The organism is Phenylobacterium sp. (genome assembly GCF_016793225.1).
GTDB lineage: Bacteria > Pseudomonadota > Alphaproteobacteria > Caulobacterales > Caulobacteraceae > Phenylobacterium.
Window position 1 is genome coordinate 44,894 of sequence record NZ_JAEUMN010000081.1, and the last position, 22,026, is coordinate 66,919.

Here is a 22,026-nt window from a genome sequence, read left to right on the forward strand (position 1 = left end):
CCCCGGCGCCCGGATTTCTCGTCGGCCGGACGGAATAAGCGGCGGCGGCGCGACGTTGTCCGACCGAATGCCCGGAAGCGGCGCCATGGCGGCGGCGCTGGGCGGTTGGGGGACGATCCGCTTGCGCGACCTGGTCGACGCCGCCGCCTGTCCGCTGTCGCGGACCGAGGCCGACGGGCTGGATTTGCGTGCGGCGCTGGTGCTGCCGATGCGCCGCAGCATGGTCGTCCAGCGCGGCCTGAGCCCCGACGGCAAGCCGGAACTGACCCTGTTCCATGACGGCCGCGAGATCAGCTTCGACGAGCCGGAACTGTTCGGTTTCGCCGAGGCGCTGGCCCGGCAGGACAGGTTCCTGGCCGGCGAGGCGACGGGGTGGGGCGACGGTTACGCCTGGTCGCGCGTGGCGCCGCTGCTGACGGAGCTTGTGTCCGCCGGCGTCCTGATGCGCGCGGAGGCCGCCCCGGCCGCTTCCGTGGTTCCGGGCGTGCGCCCGTCGCCGCTGCCGCCCGCCCGCTCGGCCCGCGCCCGCTGGTGGGACGAGGGCGAGACCCTGATGGCCGAGCTGACCGGGCGGCCGCTCGAGACCGGCTGGCTCGAGATGGTGATCCCCGTCTTCCGCATCGCCCACGCGGCGCTCGACGCCGATGGCCGCCAGGTCGGCGAGGCGAACGTCTTTCCCCCGGCGCTGCGGATCGAGACGCCGACGCGGTGGCGCACCTGCCCGTACGAGGGTTCGCGCCATCAGCCCGACCGGCCGATGAACGTCGAGGCGCTTCGGGGCATGCAGGCGCACTGGAAGCAGATGATGGCCGCGCTCGGCCGCATCCGCGCCGCCTGGCTGGCGCGGACGCCTGACGCTCAGGGCCGCGCGCTCACGATCGGCGAGATCGAACGCCTCGCGGTCTGCGTGCTGGGCGTGCCGACCTACGCCCTGGTCCGCGCCAGGGATCCGGTGGCCAGCGGTTCGCTGCATCCGACGCTTTCGTCGCTGTTCCGGGTCACCGACGGGCTGCGGATGGTCATGCACCAGATGCTGTTCGTGCCGCTGGGCGAGCCGACGCGGGATCCCGACGAGACCGTGAGCGCGGCCGACATCCACGCCTATGCCGAGCGGAGCTACGCGTTCCACTCCGAGCATGGCGTCTGCGCCGGGCCGCCGCACATGGTGGCGGAGTTCCTTCGTGTGATCGTCGAGGGCGAAGCGCCCGACCCCGATGCGGCCGCGCCGCTGGCCCCGGCCGTCGAGGCGGCCCTGGCCGACCTGCCGGCGGCGATGGACTACGCCATGCTGGGCCTGCAGGCGCACGCCGCGACCTTCTCGGTCTGGCCGGCCGCCGCGCGAGCCTATGCCGCGCTGGCCGACATACTGTCCGATAACGCCGACGCCGGTCTTGCCGCCCGCTTCAGGACCCACCTAGGCGCGCTTCGGACCGCCAGCTACCTCGGAGACGAGGCGCTGCGGGCCCGGCGCGAGGCGGTCTACGAAGAGATGCTCGACGCTTGCGGGCGGTGGCTGGGGCAAGCCCGGGACGCCTCGCGGATCGCCCGCGCCCGGCGTGACGCCCGGGCCAGGATGGCGGCGCAAGGCGACGCGGTGCGCGCCGTCCTGGCGGCGCGCCTAGGCCCGGCGGCGGCGGACGCGGCGGCCGAGGCCGTCCTCGACGCCTGCGCGGCCGCGATGGCGGCGATCTCGGTCGGTTCAGAGGCGCAGCGCGAGATCAACGCGCGCCTGGGGCGGCCGGCGCCGATCCGAAGCTTCGACGCCGCCGACCTCGACCTGCACAACCGGCTGAACGACCTGCAGCCCCGCCGGCTGCCCTACCTCTTCGACGAGCTCGCCGACGCGTTCGGGCTCGCGCTCACCCTTTCCGCCGACGGCCTCCGCCTGGCCGCGGCGAACCCCCATTCGGCGGCCACGCCGTCCGGATCGCGCGCAAACCCGCGCGCGTCACTCAACTCAGGAATGGCAAAATGAAGATCAAGACGAACATCCGCGCCGGCGCCGGCAAGCAGAAGCGCAAGAGCGGCGGTGAGTCCGAGGCCCCGGCCTACGTCCCGCCGGTGAGCCGCTGCGTCGGCATCTGAGCCGCACGGCCAGACAGAGAGGGGGCCGGCCGCACGCCGGCCTCCTTCTTCGGAACGTGCGATCAATCCGATCGACGGCAGGCGCTCGGGCGAACCAGAAGAATCCTGCCGGTCGCGTCACGTCGCGGCGTGGCGTGGGTCGAGGGCGGACACTGAGGTCGCGCCCTCCGTTAACCTTCTGACAAGGAATTGTGGCGGTGCGGCCACGCTCGGTGAGAAAGCGGCGGCCTGCTCGCGATACGTGTAACGGTGTTGCGCGCATCGCCTAGCGGGGGAGGGGGGCGGCGCGTAGCTGTCCGGCCAATCAGACGGCCCGAGAGCCGTCGCAAGAAGGTCGGAGAGAGAACGAGATGACCCTTCGCAAGCTGATGCTCGCCTCGTGCGTGAGCGGCCTGGCCCTGGCGGTCGGCATGCCCGCCGCGGCGCAGACGGATGTCGCCGAGGTCGAGGAGCTGGTGGTCACGGCGCGCAAGCGCGACGAGGCGCTGATCGACGTCCCCTTCTCGGTGGCGGCGCAGACCGAGCAGGTCATGCGCGACCGCGGCGTGACGAACGTGGAAGAGCTGTCGCGCACTGTCGCGAGCTTCACCGTCCAGAACCTCGGCCCCGGCCAGAGCCAGGTGGCGATCCGCGGCATCTCGGCCGGCCAGATCGTCCGTGACCAGCCGGGCGTGAAGGAACAGGTCGGCGTCTACCTCGACGAGAGCGTGATCTCGCTGTCGCTGTTCACGCCGGACCTGGACCTCTTCGACCTGAACCGCGTCGAGGTGCTGCGCGGCCCGCAGGGCACGCTCTACGGCTCGGGCTCGCTGTCGGGCACGGTGCGCTACATCACCAACCAGCCGACCACCGACCGCTTCGAGGGCGTGATCGAGGGCACGGTCTCCAAGGTCGAGCATGGCGACGTCGGCTACAACCTGAAGGGCACGATCAACGCGCCGATCAACGAAATGATGGCGCTGCGGGTGACGGCCTATACCGAGCAGTTCCCGGGCTTCATCGACGCCCTGCAGCCGGGCGGCGGCGTCGAGCGCGACGTGAACGACGGCGTGCGCCGCGGCGTCCGCGCCGCGCTGCTGATCAAGCCGAGCGAGAACCTGACGATCACCCCGCGGGTGCTGTACCAGGACATCGACGTGGACGGCTTCAACCGCGTCGACATCTACAACATCCTCGCCAACGAGTTCACCACCACGCGCCCCCGCGCGCGCCTTGGCGGCCTGAAGCAGTTCACCCAGCTGAAGGAGAAGTTCGAGGACGAGTTCTTCCTCGCCGACCTGAACGTCCAGATGGACTTCGGCGGCCTGCGCCTCACCTCGATCTCGACCTTCACCGACCGCGACGTGCTGGTCCTGCGCGACGCCACCGCGCTCACCGGCTCGATCACCGGCGGCTCCATCGGCCTGCCGCAGGCGGTCTACACGATCGACGCGCCGCTCTACGACACCACCGACGTCCAGAGCTTCACCCAGGAGGTGCGCCTCGCCTCGACCGGCGAAGGCCCGCTGCAGTGGGTGGTGGGCGCGTTCTATTCGGACATCGACCGCAACTACGCCCAGGACCTGCGGGTGGTGGGCTTCAGCGCGGCCACGGGCATCCCGACCGCCAGCGACCGCGCGCCGACGGACAGCCTCTATTTCTCCACGGTTCCCTACAAGCAGAAGCAGATCGCCGCGTTCGGCGAGGCCACGTTCTCGGTGACCGAGCGCCTGGATGTGACCGCCGGCCTCCGCTACGCCGACTACGAGGAAAGCCGCGAGCTCACCTTCGACGGGATCTTCGCCGACAAGACCATCGAGGTCCCGGGCAAGACCAAGGCCGACAGCTGGGCGCCGCGCCTCATCGTCGCCTACGAGGCGACCGATGACGTCACCCTGAACGCGCAGGTGTCCAAGGGCTTCCGTCTGGGCGGCATCAACGACCCGCTGAACCGGCCGCTGTGCACCCCCGCCGACTTCGCCACCTTCAACGCCCTGTCCCAGCCGAGCTTCAAGAACGAGACGGTCTGGAACTACGAGGCGGGGATGAAGGCGCGGTTCGGCGGCGGCGCGGGTTCGCTGACGCTGGCCGGCTTCTACGCCGACATCGACAACCTGCAGGCCACCATCGACGCCGGGTCGTGCTCGTCGCGGATCATCGCCAACGTGCCGTCGGCCAAGTCGGTCGGCTTCGACGCCGAGTTCGCCTACCGGCTGACCGAGAACTTCGACGTCGCCGCGACGGCCTCGTACAACGACGCCGAGCTGACCTCGAGCCTGCTGGACTCGGCCGGCCAGCCGATCCAGGGTCTGCGCGACGGCAACCGTCTCCCGACCGTGCCGAAGTTCCAGGCCTCGCTCAGCGTCGGCTACGAGCGGCCGCTCGCCAGCGGCGCCGAGGTGTTCTCGAACCTCACCGTCCAGCACGTGGGCAAGCGCTACACCCAGGTGTCGGACCAGGAGAACAACCCCCGTTCCGCGGCCCTCTTCCCGAACGTGGGCGGCCAGCCGGCCGTGAGCCTGATCTTCCCGCTGGAGCTGCCGAGCTACGAGGTGGTGAACCTGCGCATCGGCGTCCGGGGCGACGGCTGGGAGGGCGCCCTTTTCGTCAACAACCTGGGCGACGAGCGGGCGAAGCTGGCCATCGACCGCGAGCGCGGCCTGCGGGCCCGCTACGGCTTCCTGACCAACGCGCCGCGCACCTGGGGCGCGACCCTGCGGCGCGAGTTCTAGTCAGGCGGCGCCGTCACGGCGCGGACAGACCGGCGAGGGCGGGACCCTGGTCCCGCCCTTTGCGTGTCAGGCGCCTCGCCTGCCGGGGCGAAGACCGCTATGGCTGGCGGCATGGGGAAGGGCCAGTCGCGAGCCGCCGCCGTCCTGCTCGGCCTCTCGGCGCTGGCCTGGGCCGGCGCGGCGATGGCGCACAACATCGGCGGGACCGACGCCGCCTTCGTGGCCGCCACGCGGGGCCCCGACCCGATCCCGTTCGCCTACCTCGGCGCCAAGCACATGGTGACGGGCTACGACCACCTGCTGTTCCTGGTGGGCGTCATCTTCTTCCTGTTCCGGCTGAAGGAGATCGCGCTCTATGTGAGCCTCTTCTCGCTGGGCCACTCGATCACGCTGCTGGCGGGCGTGCTGCTGAGGCTGGAGGTGGAGCCGCACCTCGTGGACGCGGTGATCGGGCTGTCCGTGGCCTACAAGGCCTTCGACAACCTCGGCGGCTTCCGGACGGTGTTCGGCCGCCAGCCGGACACGCGGATCGCCGTGCTGGGCTTCGGACTGATCCACGGCTTCGGCCTGGCCACCAAGCTGCAGGCGCTGAACCTCAACCCCGACGGTCTGGTCGTGAACCTGGTCGCGTTCAACATCGGCGTCGAGCTGGGCCAGATCGCGGCGCTGTCCCTCATCCTTGTGGCGATGACCTACTGGCGGCGCTCGAAGGCCTTCCGGCCGATGGCGGCCGGCGCCAACGTCCTCCTGATGCTGGCCGGGTTCGTGCTCGCCGGCGACCAGATCGCCGGCTTCATCCTCGACGGAGCGGTCTCATGAGCGAGTCACCGACCCTCTCGCGCGGCCGCCTGCTGGCCGTCACCGCGGCCACGCTCGCGGCGGCGGTCCTGATCGTGCTGGGCGTGATCCTGCCGGCCGAGTTCAACCGGGATCCGCTGGGCGTCGGCAAGCTCTCGGGCCTGTCGCGCCTCTGGGCGCCCGACGAGGTGGAGGTCGACGCCCGGAGCGGCGGCGCGGCGCGGGCGCGGGAATACGCGGCGCCGTTCCGCACCGACGTCGTCGAGATCCCGCTGGGCGGCTTCCTGGACGGGGTCGAGAAATCCGAGCTCGAGTACAAGGTGAAGATGGCCAAGGACGCCACCCTCATCTACGCCTGGGAGGTGGTCGGCTCGGCCGATGCGCGCGACTTCCACTACGACCAGCATGGCCATACGACGCCCGCTGCCGGACAGCCGATGACGGTGGCCACCTACCGGCAGGCGTTCGGGCTCAGGCAGCACGGCGCGCTCACCGCGCCCTTCGACGGCATACAGGGCTGGCAGTTCTCGAACTCCAGCGAGAAGCCGGTGGTTGTGCGCCTGCGGCTGGCGGGCTTCTACGAGCTCGTGCCGGCGGGCCAGCCGGGCAACGAGGCCGGGATCGTCGCCAACGTCCCCGCGGCCCAGGCCCGGCCGGATCGGGCCGGGGCTGCAACACCTTCGCCATAATCCGGGCGTTCCGTGGCGGGACAGGAGTTCCCGCATGCGCGTCGCCGCCATCCTCGCCCTCGCCCTCGCCGCGTCGCCAGCAGCCGCGGCGGAGCCTCCGCAGGCCACGGCTGCGGCCGCCGGCGGCAGCGTCGGCGACCAGATCGCCGAGTTCCTGCGGACCTCGCCCGCCGCGCCGATCGAGGAGGGCGTCGCCGGCGTGACGCCCCGCGACGACGGCGCCGACGACCGGAGGGTCCACGGCGAGGTCGCGGTCGCTGTCGGCACGGGCGGCTACCGGAGCGTCTACATGCGCAGCGAGATGCCGCTGGGCCGGACCGGCCGGCTCAGCCTGGCCTTCGGCGACGAGCGCTCCCGGCGCGGGGGCGTGCGCGGCCTGGACGCCGGGCCGCCCCATGGCGCCTTCGGCGTCGACCGGCAGCGCTGCGACCTGGAAGGCCTGACGCCGCCGCGCGCCCTGGACGTGATGGGCGGTCCGCACGGCCGCTGCGTGCGGCCGCCGGGCTGGTAGGCCGGCGCCCTACTTCTTCTCCGGGGCGGCGGGCAGGGGATCGCCCTCCGCCGGCCCCTGCGCCTTCATCTGGGGCTCGATGACGAACTGCTCGTGGCAGGCGACGCAGACCTCGTAGATGCGCCCGCCCTCGTCGAACACCGCCTTCTCGTCGTGCTTTTCGGCCGCGGCCCGGGCCAGCATCGCTCTCTCGCTGAGCATGCGGGAATACTTGTTCCAGTCGGCCTCGGGCGCTCGCGTCCGGCCCGGCATCTGCAGGACGTTGCCGGCCTCCACCAGCATGGTCGCGCCCGTCACCAGGACGTCCCAGCCCTCGTCGGTGGTGGGGTAGAGCGAATGCTCGCCCTTCTCGTCGACCATCGTCCCCGAGTTCTTCCAGATCATGAAGGCGGCGGGATCCACGAAGTGGCCCATGAACTCGTTCATGGGGATCTCGGTGTTGAACTTGGCGCCGGGCGCGCCGCCCTTGCCCGGCGAGCAGGCGGCCAGGCCGGCGACAGCGGCGAACAGGATCAGGCGTCTCAAGGCGTACTCCATCTCGTCACGTCGCAGACTAGCCGCCTTGCGCGCGCCGCGCACCGTACTGAACCGTAGCGCCGGGGTTACATGAGCGCCCACTCCCGCGAGAGGCGAACGTCGTTTCCCGAGCGTCCCTCTGCGCGTAGGGTGTCTGCGACACGACCATCGCCCGCCGACACGGGGCCGGCGAACCCTGACGGGGGAGCTACGATGCGACGTCTCCTGGCTGGCGCCATGGCCGCTTTGGCCGTGGGCGGGGCCGCTCATGCAGCAGACTATGTTGTCGTCAACGTCTCGGGCACGGCCATGCCGTGGCTGTGGGAAGATGGCGGCCTCAACACCGACTACCAGTTCGGGATCCAGGACGGGACCGGACCTGCGATCTTCGACTTCGCCGACCTGGGCATCGGCGAAGGGGACAGCTTCGGCGTCCTCTTCGTGCCGGGCGGCCTGATCGATGTGTTCGGCGGCCCGCCCAGCGTCGACAACCGCGGCGACACGGCGACTGGCATCAAGAACGACACCCTGGGCTTCTCGGGGACCGCGTTCCCCAGCCTGTACATGTCGGGCGAGTACCAGACCGAGGCCCACGCCGGGGTGCACCTGGGCGCCCTCGTCGGGACCTACGCTGACGACGCCGGCAGCGTCCTGGGCCCCTTCTCGCTGGGCACCGTCTTTGACGACGGGTCCTGGCTGGTCGGGTTCTCGACGTCGCGGGGCGCCGGGATCACCCGCCTGCAGTTCGGCATCAACGACGACATCTTCGCCGACAACACCGGATCGTTCCAGGTGTGCATCGACCGGGCGGACGACGCCTGCTTCAACGCCTTCTACGGCAACGGCGGCGGGGCGGTTCCCGAACCGGGGACGTGGGCCTTGATGATCGCCGGCTTCGGCCTGGCGGGCGCGACTCTGCGCCGGCGGCGAGCGCTCGCAGCCTGAGCGCGCGGGGGAGGCCGGCGCGGTCAGCACGGCCGGCCTCCCGACGCGCACTCATGCCCTCGCAAGCTGCGCATGAGGGCAGAATGATGCGCCTTGCGCTGACGCGACGGCTGATGTCTACCTCCGCGGGCTGAAACCTCGGCAAACGGCCGCCGTTTGCCGTAGAGTGCGTCGTCCCCCCGCGAGGCTCCCTTGACCACCCAACCGACGCCGCCCCCCGCGGCCACCGCCCTGGAGCTCATCGGCCGCACGCCGATGGTCGAGCTGCAGGACTTCGACACCGGCCCCTGCCGCCTGTTCGTCAAGCTGGAGAGCGCCAACCCCGGCGGCTCCATCAAGGACCGCATCGCCCGCTCGATGATCGAGGCGGCCGAGGCGGACGGGTCGCTGAAGCCGGGCGGCGTGATCGTCGAGGCCACCGCCGGCAACACCGGCCTGGGCCTCGCCCAGGTCGGGATCCTCAAGGGCTACAAGCTGCTCCTCGTGGTCCCCGACAAGATGGCGCGGGAGAAGATCCAGCACCTGCGGGCCATGGGCGTCGACGTGCGGATCACCCGCTCGGACGTGGGCAAGGGCCACCCGGAATACTACCAGGACATGGCCGCGGCGATCGCGGCCAAGCTGAACAACGCCGTCTACATCAACCAGTTCTCCAACCCGGCGAACCCGCTGGCGCACGAAACCTCCACCGGCCCCGAGATCCTGGAGCAGATGGGCGGCGACGTGGACGCGGTCGTGGTGGGCGTGGGCTCGGGCGGCACGCTGACGGGCCTGGGCCGCTTCTTCCGCAAGGCCTCGCCGAAGACGAAGATGGTCCTGGCCGATCCCGTGGGCTCGATCCTCGCGCCCCTGGTCGAGCGCGGCGAGAAGGTCGAGCCCGGCTCTTGGGTGGTGGAGGGCATCGGCGAGGACTTCATCCCCGACAACTGCGACCTCGACCTGGTGGCCAAGGCCTACGAGATCCCCGACGCCGAGAGCATCGCCACCGCCCGCCTGCTCCTGACCAAGGCCGGCATCCTCGGCGGATCCTCGTCTGGGACGCTGCTCGCGGGCGCCCTGCGCTACTGCCGCGAGCAGACGGAGCCCAAGCGGGTGGTCACGCTCGTGTGCGACACCGGCAGCCGCTACCTCTCCAAGGTCTACAACGACAGCTGGGTCGCCGAGCAGGGCCTGGTCGACCGCGAGCTGCACGGCGACCTGCGCGACCTGATCGCCCGCAGCACGGGCGACGCGGTCACCGTCGGCCCGGACGACACCCTGCTCACCGCCTACAACCGCATGCGCGCCGCCGACGTGAGCCAGCTCCCCGTGCTGGACGACGGGCGCCTGATCGGCCTGATCGACGAGAGCGACCTGCTGGAGGCCGTCGAGGATCGCCGCCAGGACCAGCGCTTCCGCCAGCCCGTCGCCACCGCCATGACGGCCAAGCTGCACACCCTGCAGGCCGGCGAGCCTCTCGACGCCTTGCTTCCGATCTTCGAGCGTGACGAGGTGGCGATCGTGATGGAGGGCCGCGAGTTCCTGGGCCTCATCACGCGCATCGACCTGATCAACTACCTGAGGCGCGCGGCGTGACCGACGAGACTTCCAGGGGCCGCAACCGGCTGGACTTCGCCACGCGGGCCATCCACGGCGGCCAGGCGCACGATCCGACGACCGGCGCCGTCACGGTGCCGATCTACGCCACCTCGACCTACGCCCAGTCCAGCCCGGGCGTGCACCAGGGCTTCGAGTATTCGCGCAGCCACAATCCCACACGCTTCGCCCTCGAGCGCGGCGTCGCCGACCTCGAGAGCGGGACGCGCGGCTACGCCTTCGCCTCGGGGCTGGCGGCCATGGCGACGCTGCTGGACGTGCTGGACGCCGGCGACCACGTGGTCGCGAGCGAGGACCTCTACGGCGGCTCGTTCCGGCTGTTCGACAAGGTGCGCGCCCGCTCGGCCGGTCTCGCGTTCAGCTACGTCGACCTGGCCGACGTGGCGGCGATCGAGGCGGCGATCACGCCGCGCACCCGCATGGTGTGGGTGGAGACGCCCACGAACCCGCTGCTGCGCCTGGCCGACCTGGAGGCGATCGCGGACCTCTGCCGCCGCCGCGGCCTGATCGCGGCCGCCGACAACACCTTCGCCAGCCCCTATGTGCAGCGCCCGCTGGAGCTGGGGTTCGACGTGGTGATGCACTCCACCACCAAGTACATCGGCGGCCACTCGGACGTGGTCGGCGGCGCCCTGGCGGTGGGCGACAACGCCGAGCTCCGCGACCGGCTCACCTTCCTGCAGAACGCGGTGGGGGCGGTGGCCTCGCCGTTCGACAGCTTCCTCACCCTGCGGGGGATGAAGACCCTGGCCCTGCGCATGCAGCGTCACTGCGAGAACGCCCAGGCCATCGCCGAGTGGCTGGAGGCGCGCCCCGGCGTGGGCCGCGTGATCTACCCCGGCCTGCCCAGCCACCCCCAGCACGACCTGGCGCGGCGGCAGATGCAGGGCTTCGGCGGCATGATCACCGTGGTGCTCGACCGCGACCTCGAGGGGACGCGGCGGTTCCTGGAGCGCACCCGCCTGTTCACCCTCGCCGAGAGCCTGGGCGGCGTGGAGAGCCTGATCGAGCATCCGGCCATCATGACCCACGCCTCGATCCCCGCGGAGACGCGCGAGCGGATCGGCATCTCGGACGGCCTGGTGCGCCTGTCGGTCGGCGTCGAGGACGTGGGCGACCTCATCGCCGACCTGGAGCAGGCGCTGGCCTGAGTCCTCAGGCGGCGGCCGTGCGGCGCCGTGTGCGGATGGCGGTCCCCACCGCGCCGAAGCCGAGGATCATCATCGCCCACGTGGCGGGCTCGGGAATGCCCCCCGTGGGAATCGCCGTCACCTCGAAGGCGATGTTGTCGATGCCCACGTCGTAGGCGTCCGGGCCCCACTGGATCCGGATGCCGTCGGAGCGGGTGAGGTTCGACGCGAACGACTGATGCGTGGCGCCGATGATCAGGTTGGGGAAGGCGCCAAGCACGTCCCCGTTCCCCCCGAGGAGGGTGACCTGCGAGCTTCGGTTGTCCCCGCCGTAGGACCCCAGGTCGAAGCCGAGAAGGGTGACCTGGAAACCCGCCAGGGGGCGGAGAAAGACTTCGCTGACCCCGCCCGGATCCCCCCAGGCCACGCCGTTGAGGTCGCTGTAGACGTTCCACCACGACAACGACCCGCCGTTGGGCTGGGACCGCTTGTACTCGACGTCCAGCTGGCCGGCGATGTCGCCATAGCTCTGCAGGATGCTCGCGTAGTTGCTGCATCCGCCCGAGCAGGCGCCCCCGTCGAAGGTGAGCACGTCCGCCGTGGCGATGGTCGGCGCGGCCGCCAGCACCGTTGCGATCGCCGCCCCGATGGCGGTCGCGGTCTTGATTTCGAACGACATGAAAACCCCTGCCTGCTGTTCAACGTCAGGCGATGCTGGCCCGCGGCGGCCTGGCCGCGCATCCTGCAAACGGATGATCCCCAGGAGGCGAGTGCCTGCCTGCACCGCGGCGGGGCGCGCCGCTCGCGCCCCGGCGCCGTGATCGTGACCGGGCGCTGCGCGCCAACCGCGATCGCACGAAATCACCCCGAAACCGGGCGTTGAGCCGAGCGATCGTTCGCCCCGGCCAGCATCTGGGGGCGCGCGCTTCCCGCGCCTCCCGCAGCCCCCCGAACGACTAGGCCTGTTTCGACGCCGAAACACGGGCGCGGCGCGATTGACGACCCTGCGGGCCTGCGGTTGGCTGACGGGATCGGGCGCCCGCCAGAGGCGCCATCCGGAGGAATGTCGAGATGACCACGGCCCTCGCCGCGGCCGATCGCCTGCCGCTTCGCACCAAGCTCGCGTTCGGCGTGGGAAGCGCCGCGGAGGCGATCGCGCTCTATGCGGTGCTCACCTACGTCATGCTGTTCTACAACCAGGTGCAGGGCGTCCCCGCGCACTGGGTCGGCATCGCCATCTTCTGGAGCCTGATCCTCGACGGGCTGACCGAGCCGATCGTCGGCTCCTGGTCCGACCGCACGAAGTCGAAGATGGGCCGGCGGCACCCGTGGATGTACGCCGCCCCGTTCCCGATCGCGCTCAGCTTCTACTTCATCTTCGTGCCGCCGGCCGGCCTCAGCGAGCTGCAGCTCGCCATCTGGTGCGGGGTGTGGGTGGCGGTCCTGCGGCAGGTGATGACCTTCTTCCACACGCCGCACCTGGCGCTGGGGGCCGAGCTGTCGCCGCACTACACCGAGCGCTCCAAGGTGATGGCCTACGTCAGCTTCTTCAGCTGGGCGGGCGCATCGTCCATGGCCTGGATCGCGCTGACCTACTTCTTCCCGAGCACGCCCGAGTACCGCAACGGCCTGCTGAACCCGGAGCCGTGGAGCACCTTCGCCCTGGTGTTCGCCATCGCCATCGTGGTGGTGCTGTTCGGGTCGGCGTGGTTCACCCGCGACCGGATCCCGTACCTGCCGCAGCCCGCGGCCGACACGCCGAAGTTCAGCGCCGCGGAGTTCATCAGCGACATCTGGAAGGCGCTGCGGAACGTCAACTACGTCTGGCTGCTGGTGGGCTACTTCTTCCTGTCGATGATGATCGGCCTGCGCGAGAGCCTGCGGATGCACGCCGCGCTCTTCTACTGGCAGTTCACCACCGAGGAGCTGCGCTACTTCATCATCGGCAGCTTCGCCGGCTACGTGACCGCCTTCATCTTCGCCGCGAAGATGCACGGCCGCTACGACAAGCGGCGGACGGCGATCATCTCGTGCCTGATCTACTCGGTGGTGCCGGCGATCCCGCTGGCCCTCGGCATGGCCGGCGTCCTCACGCCGCAGACGCCGAACCTGCTCGCCATCCTGATCGCCATGGGCGCCGTCGGCTATGGCGCCGCCGCGGTCATGAGCATCAGCGTGATGTCGATGCTGGCGGACATCGCCGACGAGAACGAGCTGCGCTTCGGGGTGCGCCAGGAGGGCATCCTGTACTCCACGCGGGCGCTGTCGGCGAAGATCGACCAGGCGATCGGCTCGCTGCTGGCCGGCTGGGTGCTGGTGGCCATCGCCTTCCCCGAGAAGGCGAAGCCGGGCGAGGTCGATCCGGGCGTGCTCTACAGCCTGGCGGCCTGGGACGGCGTGCTGGCGGCGATCCCGGGGGTGATCGCGGCGCTCTGCTACGGCCGCTACCGGATCAACAAGGAGACCTACGAGGCCACCCGCGCCGCGCTGGCGGCGCGCCGGGTGACCCCGCCGGCCTCGGCTCCGCCGACCGTCGCGGGCGGGCCCGCGGCGGCGGTCGTCACGCCGGCGGAGTAGCTCAGCCGGGCCGCATCGCTTCCAGCAGGCTGCCGGTGTAGGCGGCGTGGCCCACATGGGTGAGCCGCGCCGAGACGTCCGCCCAGATCTCGCCGCCCAGGTCGCGCCAGCGGCGGCAGAAGGCGTAGTCCTCCGACAGGTACTGGCCGGTCTCGGGCTCGATCATGGTGTCGAACACCATGACGGCTTCGGGCGCCTGGGCGTCGGCCATGTCGCGCATCTTGGCGCGCAGCTGCGGATAGGCGTCGAACAGGCGCTGCATCGCGGCGCGCCGGATCATCAGGAAGCCGGTTCCGCCATAGGCCACCTGAGCGTAGCCGTCGTTCACCTCGATGCTGTTGTCCGGCGTGGGCAGGAAGCGGACCACGTAGCCGATGGCCGCCGTCTGCAGGTCCTTCACCCCGGCCAGGGCCGCGCGGCGCACCTTCTCCCAGTCGATCTGCTTCAGCGGGCAGACGGCGGCGATGACGTCCTTCTCGGCCTCCAGCAGGCGGAAGACGTTCTCGGGCCGGAAGCCGATGTCGGCGTCGATGTAGAGGATGTGGGTGGCCTGCGGATGCGCCAGGAACTGGGCCGCCAGCCGCGAGCGGCCGCGCGTGATCAGGGCCTCGCCGCCCATCATCTCCACGTGCAGGCCGATCCCCTTCACCCGGCAGGCCTCCTGCAGGTCGAGCAGGGACTTCACGAAATAGAGGTTCAGCTGGCCGCCGTAGCAGGGGACGGCGAGGTAGATGTAGGGGGACGGGCTCTGGGACGGCATGGCGGCGACCATAGTGGCGCCCTCAGGCCCGCGCCATACGCCGCACCGCCAGGAAGCCCGCGACGGCCAGCCCCACGCCCAGGGCGTCGGCGGCGAGATCCATGGGATCGGCGTGCCGGCCCGTCGGGGCGAGGCCCTGCAGGACTTCGATGGCCAGGCCGTAGGCGAGGGCGAACGCCGGAATGGCGAGCACCCGCCGCGGGGCCAGCGCATAGCCGGTCGCGGTCAGGACGAACCAGGCGGCCGTGTGCTCGAAGCGATCGCCCGTGCCGGGGTCCGGCAGATCCTGCGAGGGCAGGAGGCACAACACGAGCAGGATCGCCGCGGCCAGGGCGTAGAGGGCGAGCCTGAGGGGTCGCGCGAAACGGTAGGGGAGCATCAGCCTCACTTGCACCGGCAATCATGGCCCCCTAGCGTCCGCGCCGCGAAGAATTGATGCAGGAGCTGTGCGTGGCGGTCGAGGCGGTGATCTGGGATTTCGGCGGGGTCTTCACCTCCTCGCCCTTCGAGGCCTTCAATCGCCTGGAGGAGGAGCTGGGCGCGCCGAAGGACCACATCCGGCGGGTGAACGCCACCAACGGCGACCACAACGCCTGGGCCCTGTTCGAGCGCAACGAGATCGACACGGCGCGCTTCGACCAGCTGTTCCTGGAAGAATCCACCGCCCTGGGCTTCCCGATCCGCGGAGCCGACGTCCTGCCGCGGCTGTCCGGACAGCTTCGCCCGCGCATGGTCGAGGCGCTGAGGGCCTGCAAGGCGCAGTTCAAGGTGGGCTGCATCACCAACAACGTGGTGTCCGAGCACTCGCCGGGCCAGTCCGAGGGCCAGCGGATGGCCGGCGCCATGGCGACCGTCATGCCCCTGTTCGACGCCATCATCGAGAGCAGCAAGGCGGGCGTGCGCAAGCCGGACCCGCGCATCTACCTGATGATGTGCGACCTGCTGGCGGTGCAGCCGGAGAACTGCGTCTACCTCGACGACCTGGGCATCAACTGCAAGCCGGCCGCCGGGCTCGGCATGAAGGCCATCAAGGTGGTGGACGTCGACCAGACGCTGGCCGAGCTCTCCGCGGCGACGGGGCTCGAGTTCCCGTGACCCGGCCGGCGAAGATCGGCGCCGAGGCGGCCCTGGCTGGCCTTCCGGGCTGGCGCAGGGTCGAGGGCGACCGCGACGCCATCTGCAGGAGCTTCCGGTTCAAGGACTTCAACGAGGCCTTCGGCTTCATGACGCGCGTGGCGATCCGGGCCGATCAGCTCGACCATCACCCCGAGTGGTTCAACGTGTACAACCGCGTCGACGTGACCCTGGCCACTCACGACGCTGACGGCGTGACCCAGCTGGACGTGACGCTGGCGACGTTCATGAACGAGGCGGCCGGCGGGTAGCCGCGCGGACGACGGCCTCAGTTCACGACGATGGCGCCCAGCAGCACGCGCGCGCCGGGACGGCCGAGGATCGCGTCGGTGTGCCGCTGCAGCTGCTGGGCGAGGTAGTCGGCGTTGGGCAGGGCGCCCGGCGCGAGCCCCGCGGCATAGGCCTGGACCGACTGCACGTAGGCGGCGCGCAGGCGGGGGGCCGACTGCTCGGCCCGCAGGCGCAGCGCCGGGTCGGGCACGTCCAGCCCGCAGTCGACCGCCAGCACGCCGCGGCGTCCGCTCGAGCGGATGGTGGTGCCAAGCAGGGTCTGGAGAGGCAGGTACGAACCGCCGCCGGACTTCTTCTTGTCCTCGGCGGCGAGGGCGAGCGCCGGGATCAGGGTCGAGGCGGCCGCAAGGCTCAGGAGTCGGCGGCGTTCCATGGCCTGAAGCCTCGCCGATCATGGTTAGCGGTCTCTTTACGTGCGCCTGCAACAACCGCGGCTAACGCAGGGATTCGCTGGAGCGCCCATTGGGCCGATTCGCGCCGACCAATCTCGACCTCGACGGCAAGGTCATCCTCGTCACCGGCGGCACCGGCTCGTTCGGGCGGCGCTTCATCGAGACGGTCCTGACCCGCGCCCGCCCGCGCAAGCTCATCGTCTATTCCCGCGACGAGCTGAAGCAGAGCGAGATGCAGATCGATTTCGCGGAGCGCTTCCCGCCCGATAAGCTCATGGCGATGCGCTATTTCCTGGGCGACGTGCGCGACCGGGAACGGCTGTCGCTGGCGCTGCGCGGGGTCGACATCGTGATCCACGCCGCGGCCCTGAAGCAGGTGCCGGCGGCCGAGTACAATCCCTCGGAGTGCATCCACACCAACGTGCTGGGCGCCGAGAACGTGGTGTGGGCCTGCCTCACCAACCGCGTGAAGCAGGTGGTGGCGCTCTCCACCGACAAGGCCTGCAATCCCATCAACCTCTACGGCGCCACCAAGCTCGCGTCGGACAAGACCTTCGTGGCGGCGAACAACCTGGCCGGGGACATCGGGACGCGCTTCGCCGTCGTGCGCTACGGCAACGTGGTCGGATCGCGCGGCTCGGTGATCCCGTTCTTCCAGCGCCTGATCGCCCGCAAGGCCGCAGAGCTGCCGATCACCGACCCCCGGATGACGCGCTTCCTGATCACCCTCGGCGAGGGCGTGGACTTCGTGCTCTCGTCGCTCGACCTGATGCACGGCGGCGAGATCTTCGTGCCGAAGATCCCGTCGATGAAGGTGACCGCGATCGCCGAAACCCTCGCGCCCGGCATGCCTACCAAGCTGATCGGCATCCGGCCCGGCGAGAAGCTGCACGAGATGATGATCTCGGTCGACGACGCGCGGAACACGGTGGACCTGGGCGACCGCTACGCCATCGAGCCCGCGTTCGTCGAGTACACCCGCGCGCCCCTGCCCGGCCGCCGCCTCGACGACGAGTTCAGCTACGCCTCCGACACCAACGACGAGTGGCTCGACGGCGCGGGCCTGATGAAGATGCTGGACGAGGACAGGCCGCGCGAGCGGCGGCGCCGGGCGGGCGACTAGCGTGGCCGACAGCGTCCTTCCGTACGGCCGCCAGACCATCGATGACGACGACATCGCCGCAGTGGCCGACGCGCTCCGCGGCGACTTCCTGACGACCGGCCCGACGGTGGAGGCCTTCGAGCGGGCCTTCGCCGAGACGGTGGGCGCGCGACACGCCGTCGCCTGCGCCAACGGCACGGCGGCGCTGCACCTGGCCATGCTGGCGCTGAAGGTGCAGCCGGGCGAGGTGGTGATCGCGCCGTCGATCACCTTCCTGGCCACCGCCAACTGCGCGCGCTACGTGGGCGCCGACGTGATCTTCGCCGACGTGGATCCGGCCAGCGGGCTGATGACGCCCGAGACCCTGGCCGCGGCCCTCGAGAGGCTCGCCGGCCGGCGGCTGCGCGCCGTCCTGCCGGTGCACCTGCGCGGCGACGCCTGCGAGCTTCCGGCGCTGGAGGCGCTGGCAGGCCGGCATGGCGCCGTCCTCGTGGAGGACGCGCCGCACGCGCTCGGAACCACCGCGACCTTCGGGAACGCCGCCGAGACCATCGGCGACGTGCGCCATTCGGCCATGGCGACCTTCTCGTTCCATCCGGTGAAGACCATCGCCACCGGCGAAGGCGGAATGGTCACCACCAACGACGCCGCTCTGGCCGAGCGCCTGCGGACCCTGCGCTCGCACGGCATGACGCGGCCGCCGGGCGCGGACCCCTGGTGGTACGAGATGTCCGAGCCGGGCTTCAACTACCGCCTGCCCGACATCCTCTGTGCGCTGGGCCTGTCGCAGCTGCGGAAGCTGCCTGCGTTCGCGGCGCGCCGCCGTGCGCTCGCCGCCGCCTACATCGAGGCGCTGGCGCCGCTGGCCCCCTTGGTGACGCCCGCCGCCACCCCGCCGTGGAGCGACCCCGTGCTCCACCTGATGACCGTTCTGATCGATTTCGACCGCGCCGGGCTCAGCCGCCGCGCCGTGGTCGAGGGCCTGAGGGCCCGCGGGGTCGGCAGCCAGGTCCACTACATTCCGGTGCACAGCCAGCCGTACTACCGCGGGCTTTACGGCGAGCCGTCGCTGCCGGGCGCCGAGGCCTGGTACGCGCGCTGCCTGTCGCTGCCCCTCTATCCGGGGATGGCGGACGGCGACGTCGGCCGCGTGGTGGACGCGCTGCGCGAGACGCTGCGGCTTTAGTAGGCCGCCAGGGTCAGGCCGCCAGAGTCAGGCCGCCAGCCCCGCCGCCTGGATCAGGTCGCGCACCTGGGCCATCTGCTCGGGCGCGGCGGCGAGTTCGGCCCGGGTCGCGTCCTGCTTGAACAGCTTCAGGACCTCGGCTCGGGCGCGGGCCGCGGCGGGCCCCTGCGGCGCGGCCTCGCCGGCCGCCAGCTTCAGCAGCAGGGTCAGGCGCTGGAGGACGGGCGCATTCGCATTGGCGACGCTCTGCGCCAGCTTGGCGCGACGCTCGATCTCGCCCCCGATGTCGCCTAGCTTCTCCTGGATCGGGTTGAAATCCTCGGGCACCAGGCCGCACCGTGCGACCGATCGCGACAGCCCGGCCAGCTGGGACAGCCGCACCGCAGGCGTCTCGTGACCGTCGCACATCTCCTTCTCGAACTTCAGGGAAGCCACGATGGCCTTCAGCCAGCCCGAAGCCTGGCGCTTGTTGGCCGGTCCGATGACGTTCTCCGAGAGCCAGATCATCGCCTCGACCTCGTCGAGGCTGGTGCGCCCCGACCCCAGGTAGGCCTCCACGAAGTCGCCGGTGACCAGCGTCCGCGAGCGCGCGGTGAAGGCGGCCTGCACGTCGTCGTGCGGGAGCAGGTTGCTGGCGGCCGCGGTGAGCGACATGGCCAGCGCCCGCAGCACGTCGATCTCGCGCTCGGCCTCGCCGGGGCAGAGGCGGCGCGGGCCGCTCAGTTCGCGCAGGATCCGCCGGCCGACCGCGGCGCGGGTCTCCTTGAAATGCTCGCCGGCGAGCCATTTCGCCAGCCGCTGGGCCGTGGGCGACAGCTCCGGCATCACCTTCTGGACCGACTTCTCCACCTTGATCAGCGCCTCGACGGCCTCGAAGGCGGTCAGGCGCGTCATCGCCGCGAGGTTGGCGCCCAGGTCGCGCCCCTTGCCCATGATGTCGTTCATCCCGAGCTTGGTCTCGAGGATCTCGGCCAGCGGCTGCTGGATCGTGGACAGCGCCAGGGCGCGGGCCGGGCCCTGCTGCGGTGCGGCGTCGGCGAGGTCGAGGAGGCGCTGGACCTTCTCGGACCAGCTCGCGGCGGGCGCGATGGAGGCGGCCACACCGGCGCCCAGCAGATAGCCGCGCTCCGGCTCGTGAACCAGCCGCTCGGCGGCGGCGGCGAAGCCCTCGCGGTCCACGTCGGGCAGGACGCCCTTCTTGTGGTCCTTCATCAGGCGATCGACGGCGCGCTCGATGAGCGCGTGGAAGATGCGGATCAGCTCGTGCACGCTCATCGAGCGGGCATGGGCCTCGGGGATCGCGACCTTCTGAATCGCATGCTGGAGGTCCGTGCCCGCCGCCTCGAGCTTCTCGACGAGGTCGGGCCGATGCAGCAGTTCGAACGGCGTCGCGTTGTTGCGCTCGAGCCAGCCCTCCAGCAGGCGGCCGATCCGCTCGCGGGCGTGCAGCGTGTAGAGGTCCTGGGGCGTGACGCAGAGCGGCTGCGGCTCCTCCTTGGGGACCGATTTCGCGGCGGTGTCGGCGGCGCCCAGCTTCTGGATCACTACCGAGTTGAACTCGCGGGTCTCCTCGTCGAAGACCTCCTTGGTGACCTTGACCGCAGCCACGCGCTGCTCGGCCATCAGGTCCTGCGCGGTCTGAAGCGCCGCGGCGCGGTTCTCGGTCGCAAGATCGAGTGTCCACGGGCCGCCGGCGAGCTTCCGGATGTAGACCTCGAAATGCACTGTCATCCCGCTCATGGCGAACGCGGATCCCCCCAAATTCAGGAACCACGTTCGCGGAAACAGCTTAAGGCTGCGTTGACCTTGCCCCGCGTTGGGCGCGGCCCCATTGAGGCCACGGTGAAGGCCCAATAGGTTGCACAGCTTCGGTTAAGGAGAGTTCTACCTCAGATGGCGAAAATTACGCTTGTCGACGATGACGAGAACATCGTCACGTCGGTCAGTCTCGCCCTCGAGAGCCATGGCCACGCCGTGAAGGCCTATTTCGACGGCGCCTCGGGCCTGGCCGCGCTGGAGAACGACCCGCCGGACGTGGCGATCCTGGACGTGAAGATGCCGCGCATGGACGGCATGGAGGTGCTGCGCCGCCTGCGGAGGACCTCGGACATCCCAGTGATCATCCTCACGTCCAAGGACGAGGAGATCGACGAGATCCTCGGCTTCAACCTCGGCGCCGACGACTACATCCACAAGCCGTTCAGCCAGCGGCTCCTGATCGAGCGCGTGAAGGCGGTCCTGCGCCGCGCCGGCCGCGGCGACGCGGACGAGGCGGCCGGCCCCGCGCCCGCGGCCGACGCCGGCGCGCGGGCGCTGAAGCGCGGCAAGCTCACGCTGGACCCCGCCCGGCACGAGAGCCTGTGGGACGGCAAGCCCGTGAAGCTGACCGTCACCGAGTTCCTGCTCCTGCAGTCGCTCGCCCAGCGGCCGGGGTTCGTGAAGAGCCGCGACAACCTGATGGACGCGGCCTACGACGATCAGGTCTACGTCGATGACCGCACCATCGACAGCCACATCAAGCGGATGCGGAAGAAGTTCCGCGAGGTGGACCCTGAGTTCGACGCGATCGAGACCCTCTATGGCGTCGGCTACCGGTACCGGGAGTCCTGAGACCCCGGAACCCGAGGTCTTCGTCCGGCCGGTCCGTCAGCGACCGCCACGGGGCCTGAGGTTCACCGGGCTCCCCGGGTCGCGGCTCGGTCGCCTGATCCTGGCGTTCAACCTCCTGGGCCTGGCGATCCTGATTTCGGGCGCCCTGGTGCTCAACGAGCTGCGCCGCGGGCTGGTGAACGCGCGGATCGACAGCCTGTCGACCCAGGGCGAGCTGATCGCCTCGATCCTGAATCAGGCGGCCACCGTGGGCGAGCCCGAGCCCCAGATGGACGCCGCGCTCGCGACCGAGTTGCTGCAGACGCTGTCCAATCCGCGGGCCCAGCGCGCGCGGCTGTTCGACAGCCGCGGACGCCTGGTGGCCGATTCCGACTGGATGGCCGACGAGGTGGAGAGCCGCGAGCTGCCGGCGGCGCGCGGCCGTGACGACCGCGGCTTCGAGCTGATGCCGCGGGCCGCGCCGCCCACCCAGGAGGAGCGCGAGGCCACGCTCGCCCGCGAGGTCGCCGTGGCCCTGAAGGGACAGCGCCACGCCGGCCTGCGCCGCAACGCCGACGGGGACCGCGTGGTGTCCGTTTCGCTGCCGATCCAGCATGTCCGGGTTGTGCTCGGGGTGGTCACGCTGGAGGCCAGCGACGTCGACGCCATCATCGCGCGCGAGCGGGCGGCGCTGATCCCCTTCATCCTGATCGCCATCGGCGTGACGGTGGTCTCGTCCCTCCTGCTCAACACGCTGGTGGCGCAGCCCGTGCTGCGCATGGCGCGCGCCGCCGACCGGGTGCGCCACGGCCGGGCGCGCGCGATCTCGCTGCCCGACCTCGCCCGGCGCGACGACGAGGTGGGCGACCTCACCCGAAGCCTCGAGGCCATGACCCAGTCGCTCAGCGAACGGATGGACGCGATCGAGGCCTTCGCGGCGGACGTGGCGCACGAGATCCGCAACCCGCTCACCTCGCTGCGCTCCGCGGTGGAGACGCTGGACCTGGTGAAGGA

21 protein-coding genes are annotated in these 22,026 nt (G+C 70.7%); 15 read left to right on the forward strand and 6 right to left on the reverse strand.

Annotated elements, in window-relative coordinates:
• The first annotated feature begins 85 nt into the window (after positions 1–85).
• The 5 genes from JNK30_RS10025 (at position 86) to JNK30_RS10045 (ending at position 6,794) form a co-directional block, all read left to right on the forward strand.
• A complete protein-coding gene (locus JNK30_RS10025; protein WP_293482095.1) occupies positions 86–1,975 on the forward strand; it encodes a hypothetical protein in 1,890 nt (629 codons plus the stop codon).
• Positions 1,976–2,435: 460 nt separating this feature from the next.
• Positions 2,436–4,796: a TonB-dependent receptor gene (locus tag JNK30_RS10030; protein WP_293482096.1), complete on the forward strand. Its 2,361-nt coding sequence runs from the start codon at positions 2,436–2,438 to the stop codon at positions 4,794–4,796.
• Positions 4,797–4,895: 99 nt separating this feature from the next.
• The gene (locus JNK30_RS10035) at positions 4,896–5,615 is read left to right on the forward strand and encodes a HupE/UreJ family protein (RefSeq protein WP_293482097.1); all 720 of its coding nucleotides are present in this window, start codon (positions 4,896–4,898) and stop codon (positions 5,613–5,615) included.
• The gene (locus JNK30_RS10040) at positions 5,612–6,283 is read left to right on the forward strand and encodes a hypothetical protein (RefSeq protein ID WP_293482098.1); all 672 of its coding nucleotides are present in this window, start codon (positions 5,612–5,614) and stop codon (positions 6,281–6,283) included. The genes JNK30_RS10035 and JNK30_RS10040 overlap by 4 nt, the downstream gene beginning before the upstream one ends.
• Positions 6,284–6,317: 34 nt before the next feature.
• The gene (locus JNK30_RS10045) at positions 6,318–6,794 is read left to right on the forward strand and encodes a hypothetical protein (protein ID WP_293482099.1); all 477 of its coding nucleotides are present in this window, start codon (positions 6,318–6,320) and stop codon (positions 6,792–6,794) included.
• Positions 6,795–6,803: 9 nt separating this feature from the next.
• Here JNK30_RS10045 and JNK30_RS10050 read toward each other — a convergent pair whose 3' ends face one another.
• A complete protein-coding gene (locus JNK30_RS10050; RefSeq protein ID WP_293482100.1) occupies positions 6,804–7,319 on the reverse strand; it encodes a hypothetical protein in 516 nt (171 codons plus the stop codon).
• Positions 7,320–7,523: 204 nt separating this feature from the next.
• Between JNK30_RS10050 and JNK30_RS10055 the strand changes: the two genes are divergently transcribed.
• The 3 genes from JNK30_RS10055 (at position 7,524) to JNK30_RS10065 (ending at position 11,002) form a co-directional block, all read left to right on the forward strand.
• Positions 7,524–8,255, forward strand: a complete 732-nt coding sequence (locus tag JNK30_RS10055; RefSeq protein WP_293482101.1) for a PEPxxWA-CTERM sorting domain-containing protein — start codon at positions 7,524–7,526, stop codon at positions 8,253–8,255.
• Between the two features lie 192 nt (positions 8,256–8,447).
• Entirely contained in the window at positions 8,448–9,830 is a 1,383-nt protein-coding gene (locus JNK30_RS10060) for a cystathionine beta-synthase (RefSeq protein WP_293482102.1), read from the forward strand.
• Positions 9,827–11,002 (forward strand): cystathionine gamma-synthase, encoded by a 1,176-nt coding sequence (locus JNK30_RS10065; RefSeq protein WP_293482103.1) that lies wholly within the window; start codon positions 9,827–9,829, stop codon positions 11,000–11,002. Before JNK30_RS10060 ends, JNK30_RS10065 begins: the two co-directional genes overlap by 4 nt.
• A gap of 4 nt (positions 11,003–11,006) precedes the next feature.
• Here the strand turns inward: JNK30_RS10065 and JNK30_RS10070 are convergent, their stop codons facing one another.
• Complete coding sequence (locus JNK30_RS10070) at positions 11,007–11,660, reverse strand: PEPxxWA-CTERM sorting domain-containing protein (RefSeq protein WP_293482104.1); 654 nt, start codon at positions 11,658–11,660, stop codon at positions 11,007–11,009.
• A 392-nt stretch (positions 11,661–12,052) separates the two neighbouring features.
• On the opposite strand from JNK30_RS10070, the gene JNK30_RS10075 reads away from it, so the two are divergent.
• Positions 12,053–13,558, forward strand: coding sequence for an MFS transporter (locus tag JNK30_RS10075; RefSeq protein WP_293482105.1), 1,506 nt, complete (start codon positions 12,053–12,055; stop codon positions 13,556–13,558).
• Position 13,559: 1 nt separating this feature from the next.
• Here JNK30_RS10075 and JNK30_RS10080 read toward each other — a convergent pair whose 3' ends face one another.
• Both JNK30_RS10080 and JNK30_RS10085 read right to left on the reverse strand, forming a co-directional pair.
• Positions 13,560–14,318: a hypothetical protein gene (locus JNK30_RS10080; protein WP_293482106.1), complete on the reverse strand. Its 759-nt coding sequence runs from the start codon at positions 14,316–14,318 to the stop codon at positions 13,560–13,562.
• Positions 14,319–14,340: 22 nt separating this feature from the next.
• Entirely contained in the window at positions 14,341–14,697 is a 357-nt protein-coding gene (locus JNK30_RS10085; protein ID WP_293482107.1) for a hypothetical protein, read from the reverse strand.
• 71 nt (positions 14,698–14,768) lie between these two features.
• Between JNK30_RS10085 and JNK30_RS10090 the strand changes: the two genes are divergently transcribed.
• Both JNK30_RS10090 and JNK30_RS10095 read left to right on the forward strand, forming a co-directional pair.
• Positions 14,769–15,413, forward strand: a complete 645-nt coding sequence (locus JNK30_RS10090) for an HAD-IA family hydrolase (protein WP_293482115.1) — start codon at positions 14,769–14,771, stop codon at positions 15,411–15,413.
• Positions 15,410–15,703: a 4a-hydroxytetrahydrobiopterin dehydratase gene (locus JNK30_RS10095; protein WP_293482108.1), complete on the forward strand. Its 294-nt coding sequence runs from the start codon at positions 15,410–15,412 to the stop codon at positions 15,701–15,703. The genes JNK30_RS10090 and JNK30_RS10095 overlap by 4 nt, the downstream gene beginning before the upstream one ends.
• A gap of 17 nt (positions 15,704–15,720) precedes the next feature.
• Here JNK30_RS10095 and JNK30_RS10100 read toward each other — a convergent pair whose 3' ends face one another.
• Positions 15,721–16,116 (reverse strand): Tat pathway signal protein, encoded by a 396-nt coding sequence (locus JNK30_RS10100; protein ID WP_293482109.1) that lies wholly within the window; start codon positions 16,114–16,116, stop codon positions 15,721–15,723.
• An 89-nt stretch (positions 16,117–16,205) separates the two neighbouring features.
• Here JNK30_RS10100 and pseB point away from each other — a divergent pair, with 89 nt between their 5' ends.
• A complete protein-coding gene (pseB, locus tag JNK30_RS10105; protein ID WP_293482110.1) occupies positions 16,206–17,258 on the forward strand; it encodes a UDP-N-acetylglucosamine 4,6-dehydratase (inverting) in 1,053 nt (350 codons plus the stop codon).
• 1 nt (position 17,259) lies between these two features.
• Complete coding sequence (gene pseC, locus JNK30_RS10110) at positions 17,260–18,423, forward strand: UDP-4-amino-4,6-dideoxy-N-acetyl-beta-L-altrosamine transaminase (RefSeq protein ID WP_293482111.1); 1,164 nt, start codon at positions 17,260–17,262, stop codon at positions 18,421–18,423.
• A gap of 27 nt (positions 18,424–18,450) precedes the next feature.
• Here pseC and JNK30_RS10115 read toward each other — a convergent pair whose 3' ends face one another.
• Positions 18,451–20,163, reverse strand: a complete 1,713-nt coding sequence (locus tag JNK30_RS10115; protein ID WP_293482112.1) for a hypothetical protein — start codon at positions 20,161–20,163, stop codon at positions 18,451–18,453.
• A gap of 153 nt (positions 20,164–20,316) precedes the next feature.
• Here JNK30_RS10115 and JNK30_RS10120 point away from each other — a divergent pair, with 153 nt between their 5' ends.
• Positions 20,317–21,033 (forward strand): response regulator transcription factor, encoded by a 717-nt coding sequence (locus tag JNK30_RS10120; RefSeq protein ID WP_293482113.1) that lies wholly within the window; start codon positions 20,317–20,319, stop codon positions 21,031–21,033.
• Positions 21,002–22,026: stimulus-sensing domain-containing protein (locus JNK30_RS10125; RefSeq protein ID WP_293482114.1), on the forward strand; the 1,025-nt coding region annotated here is incomplete at its 3' end. The genes JNK30_RS10120 and JNK30_RS10125, both read left to right, overlap by 32 nt.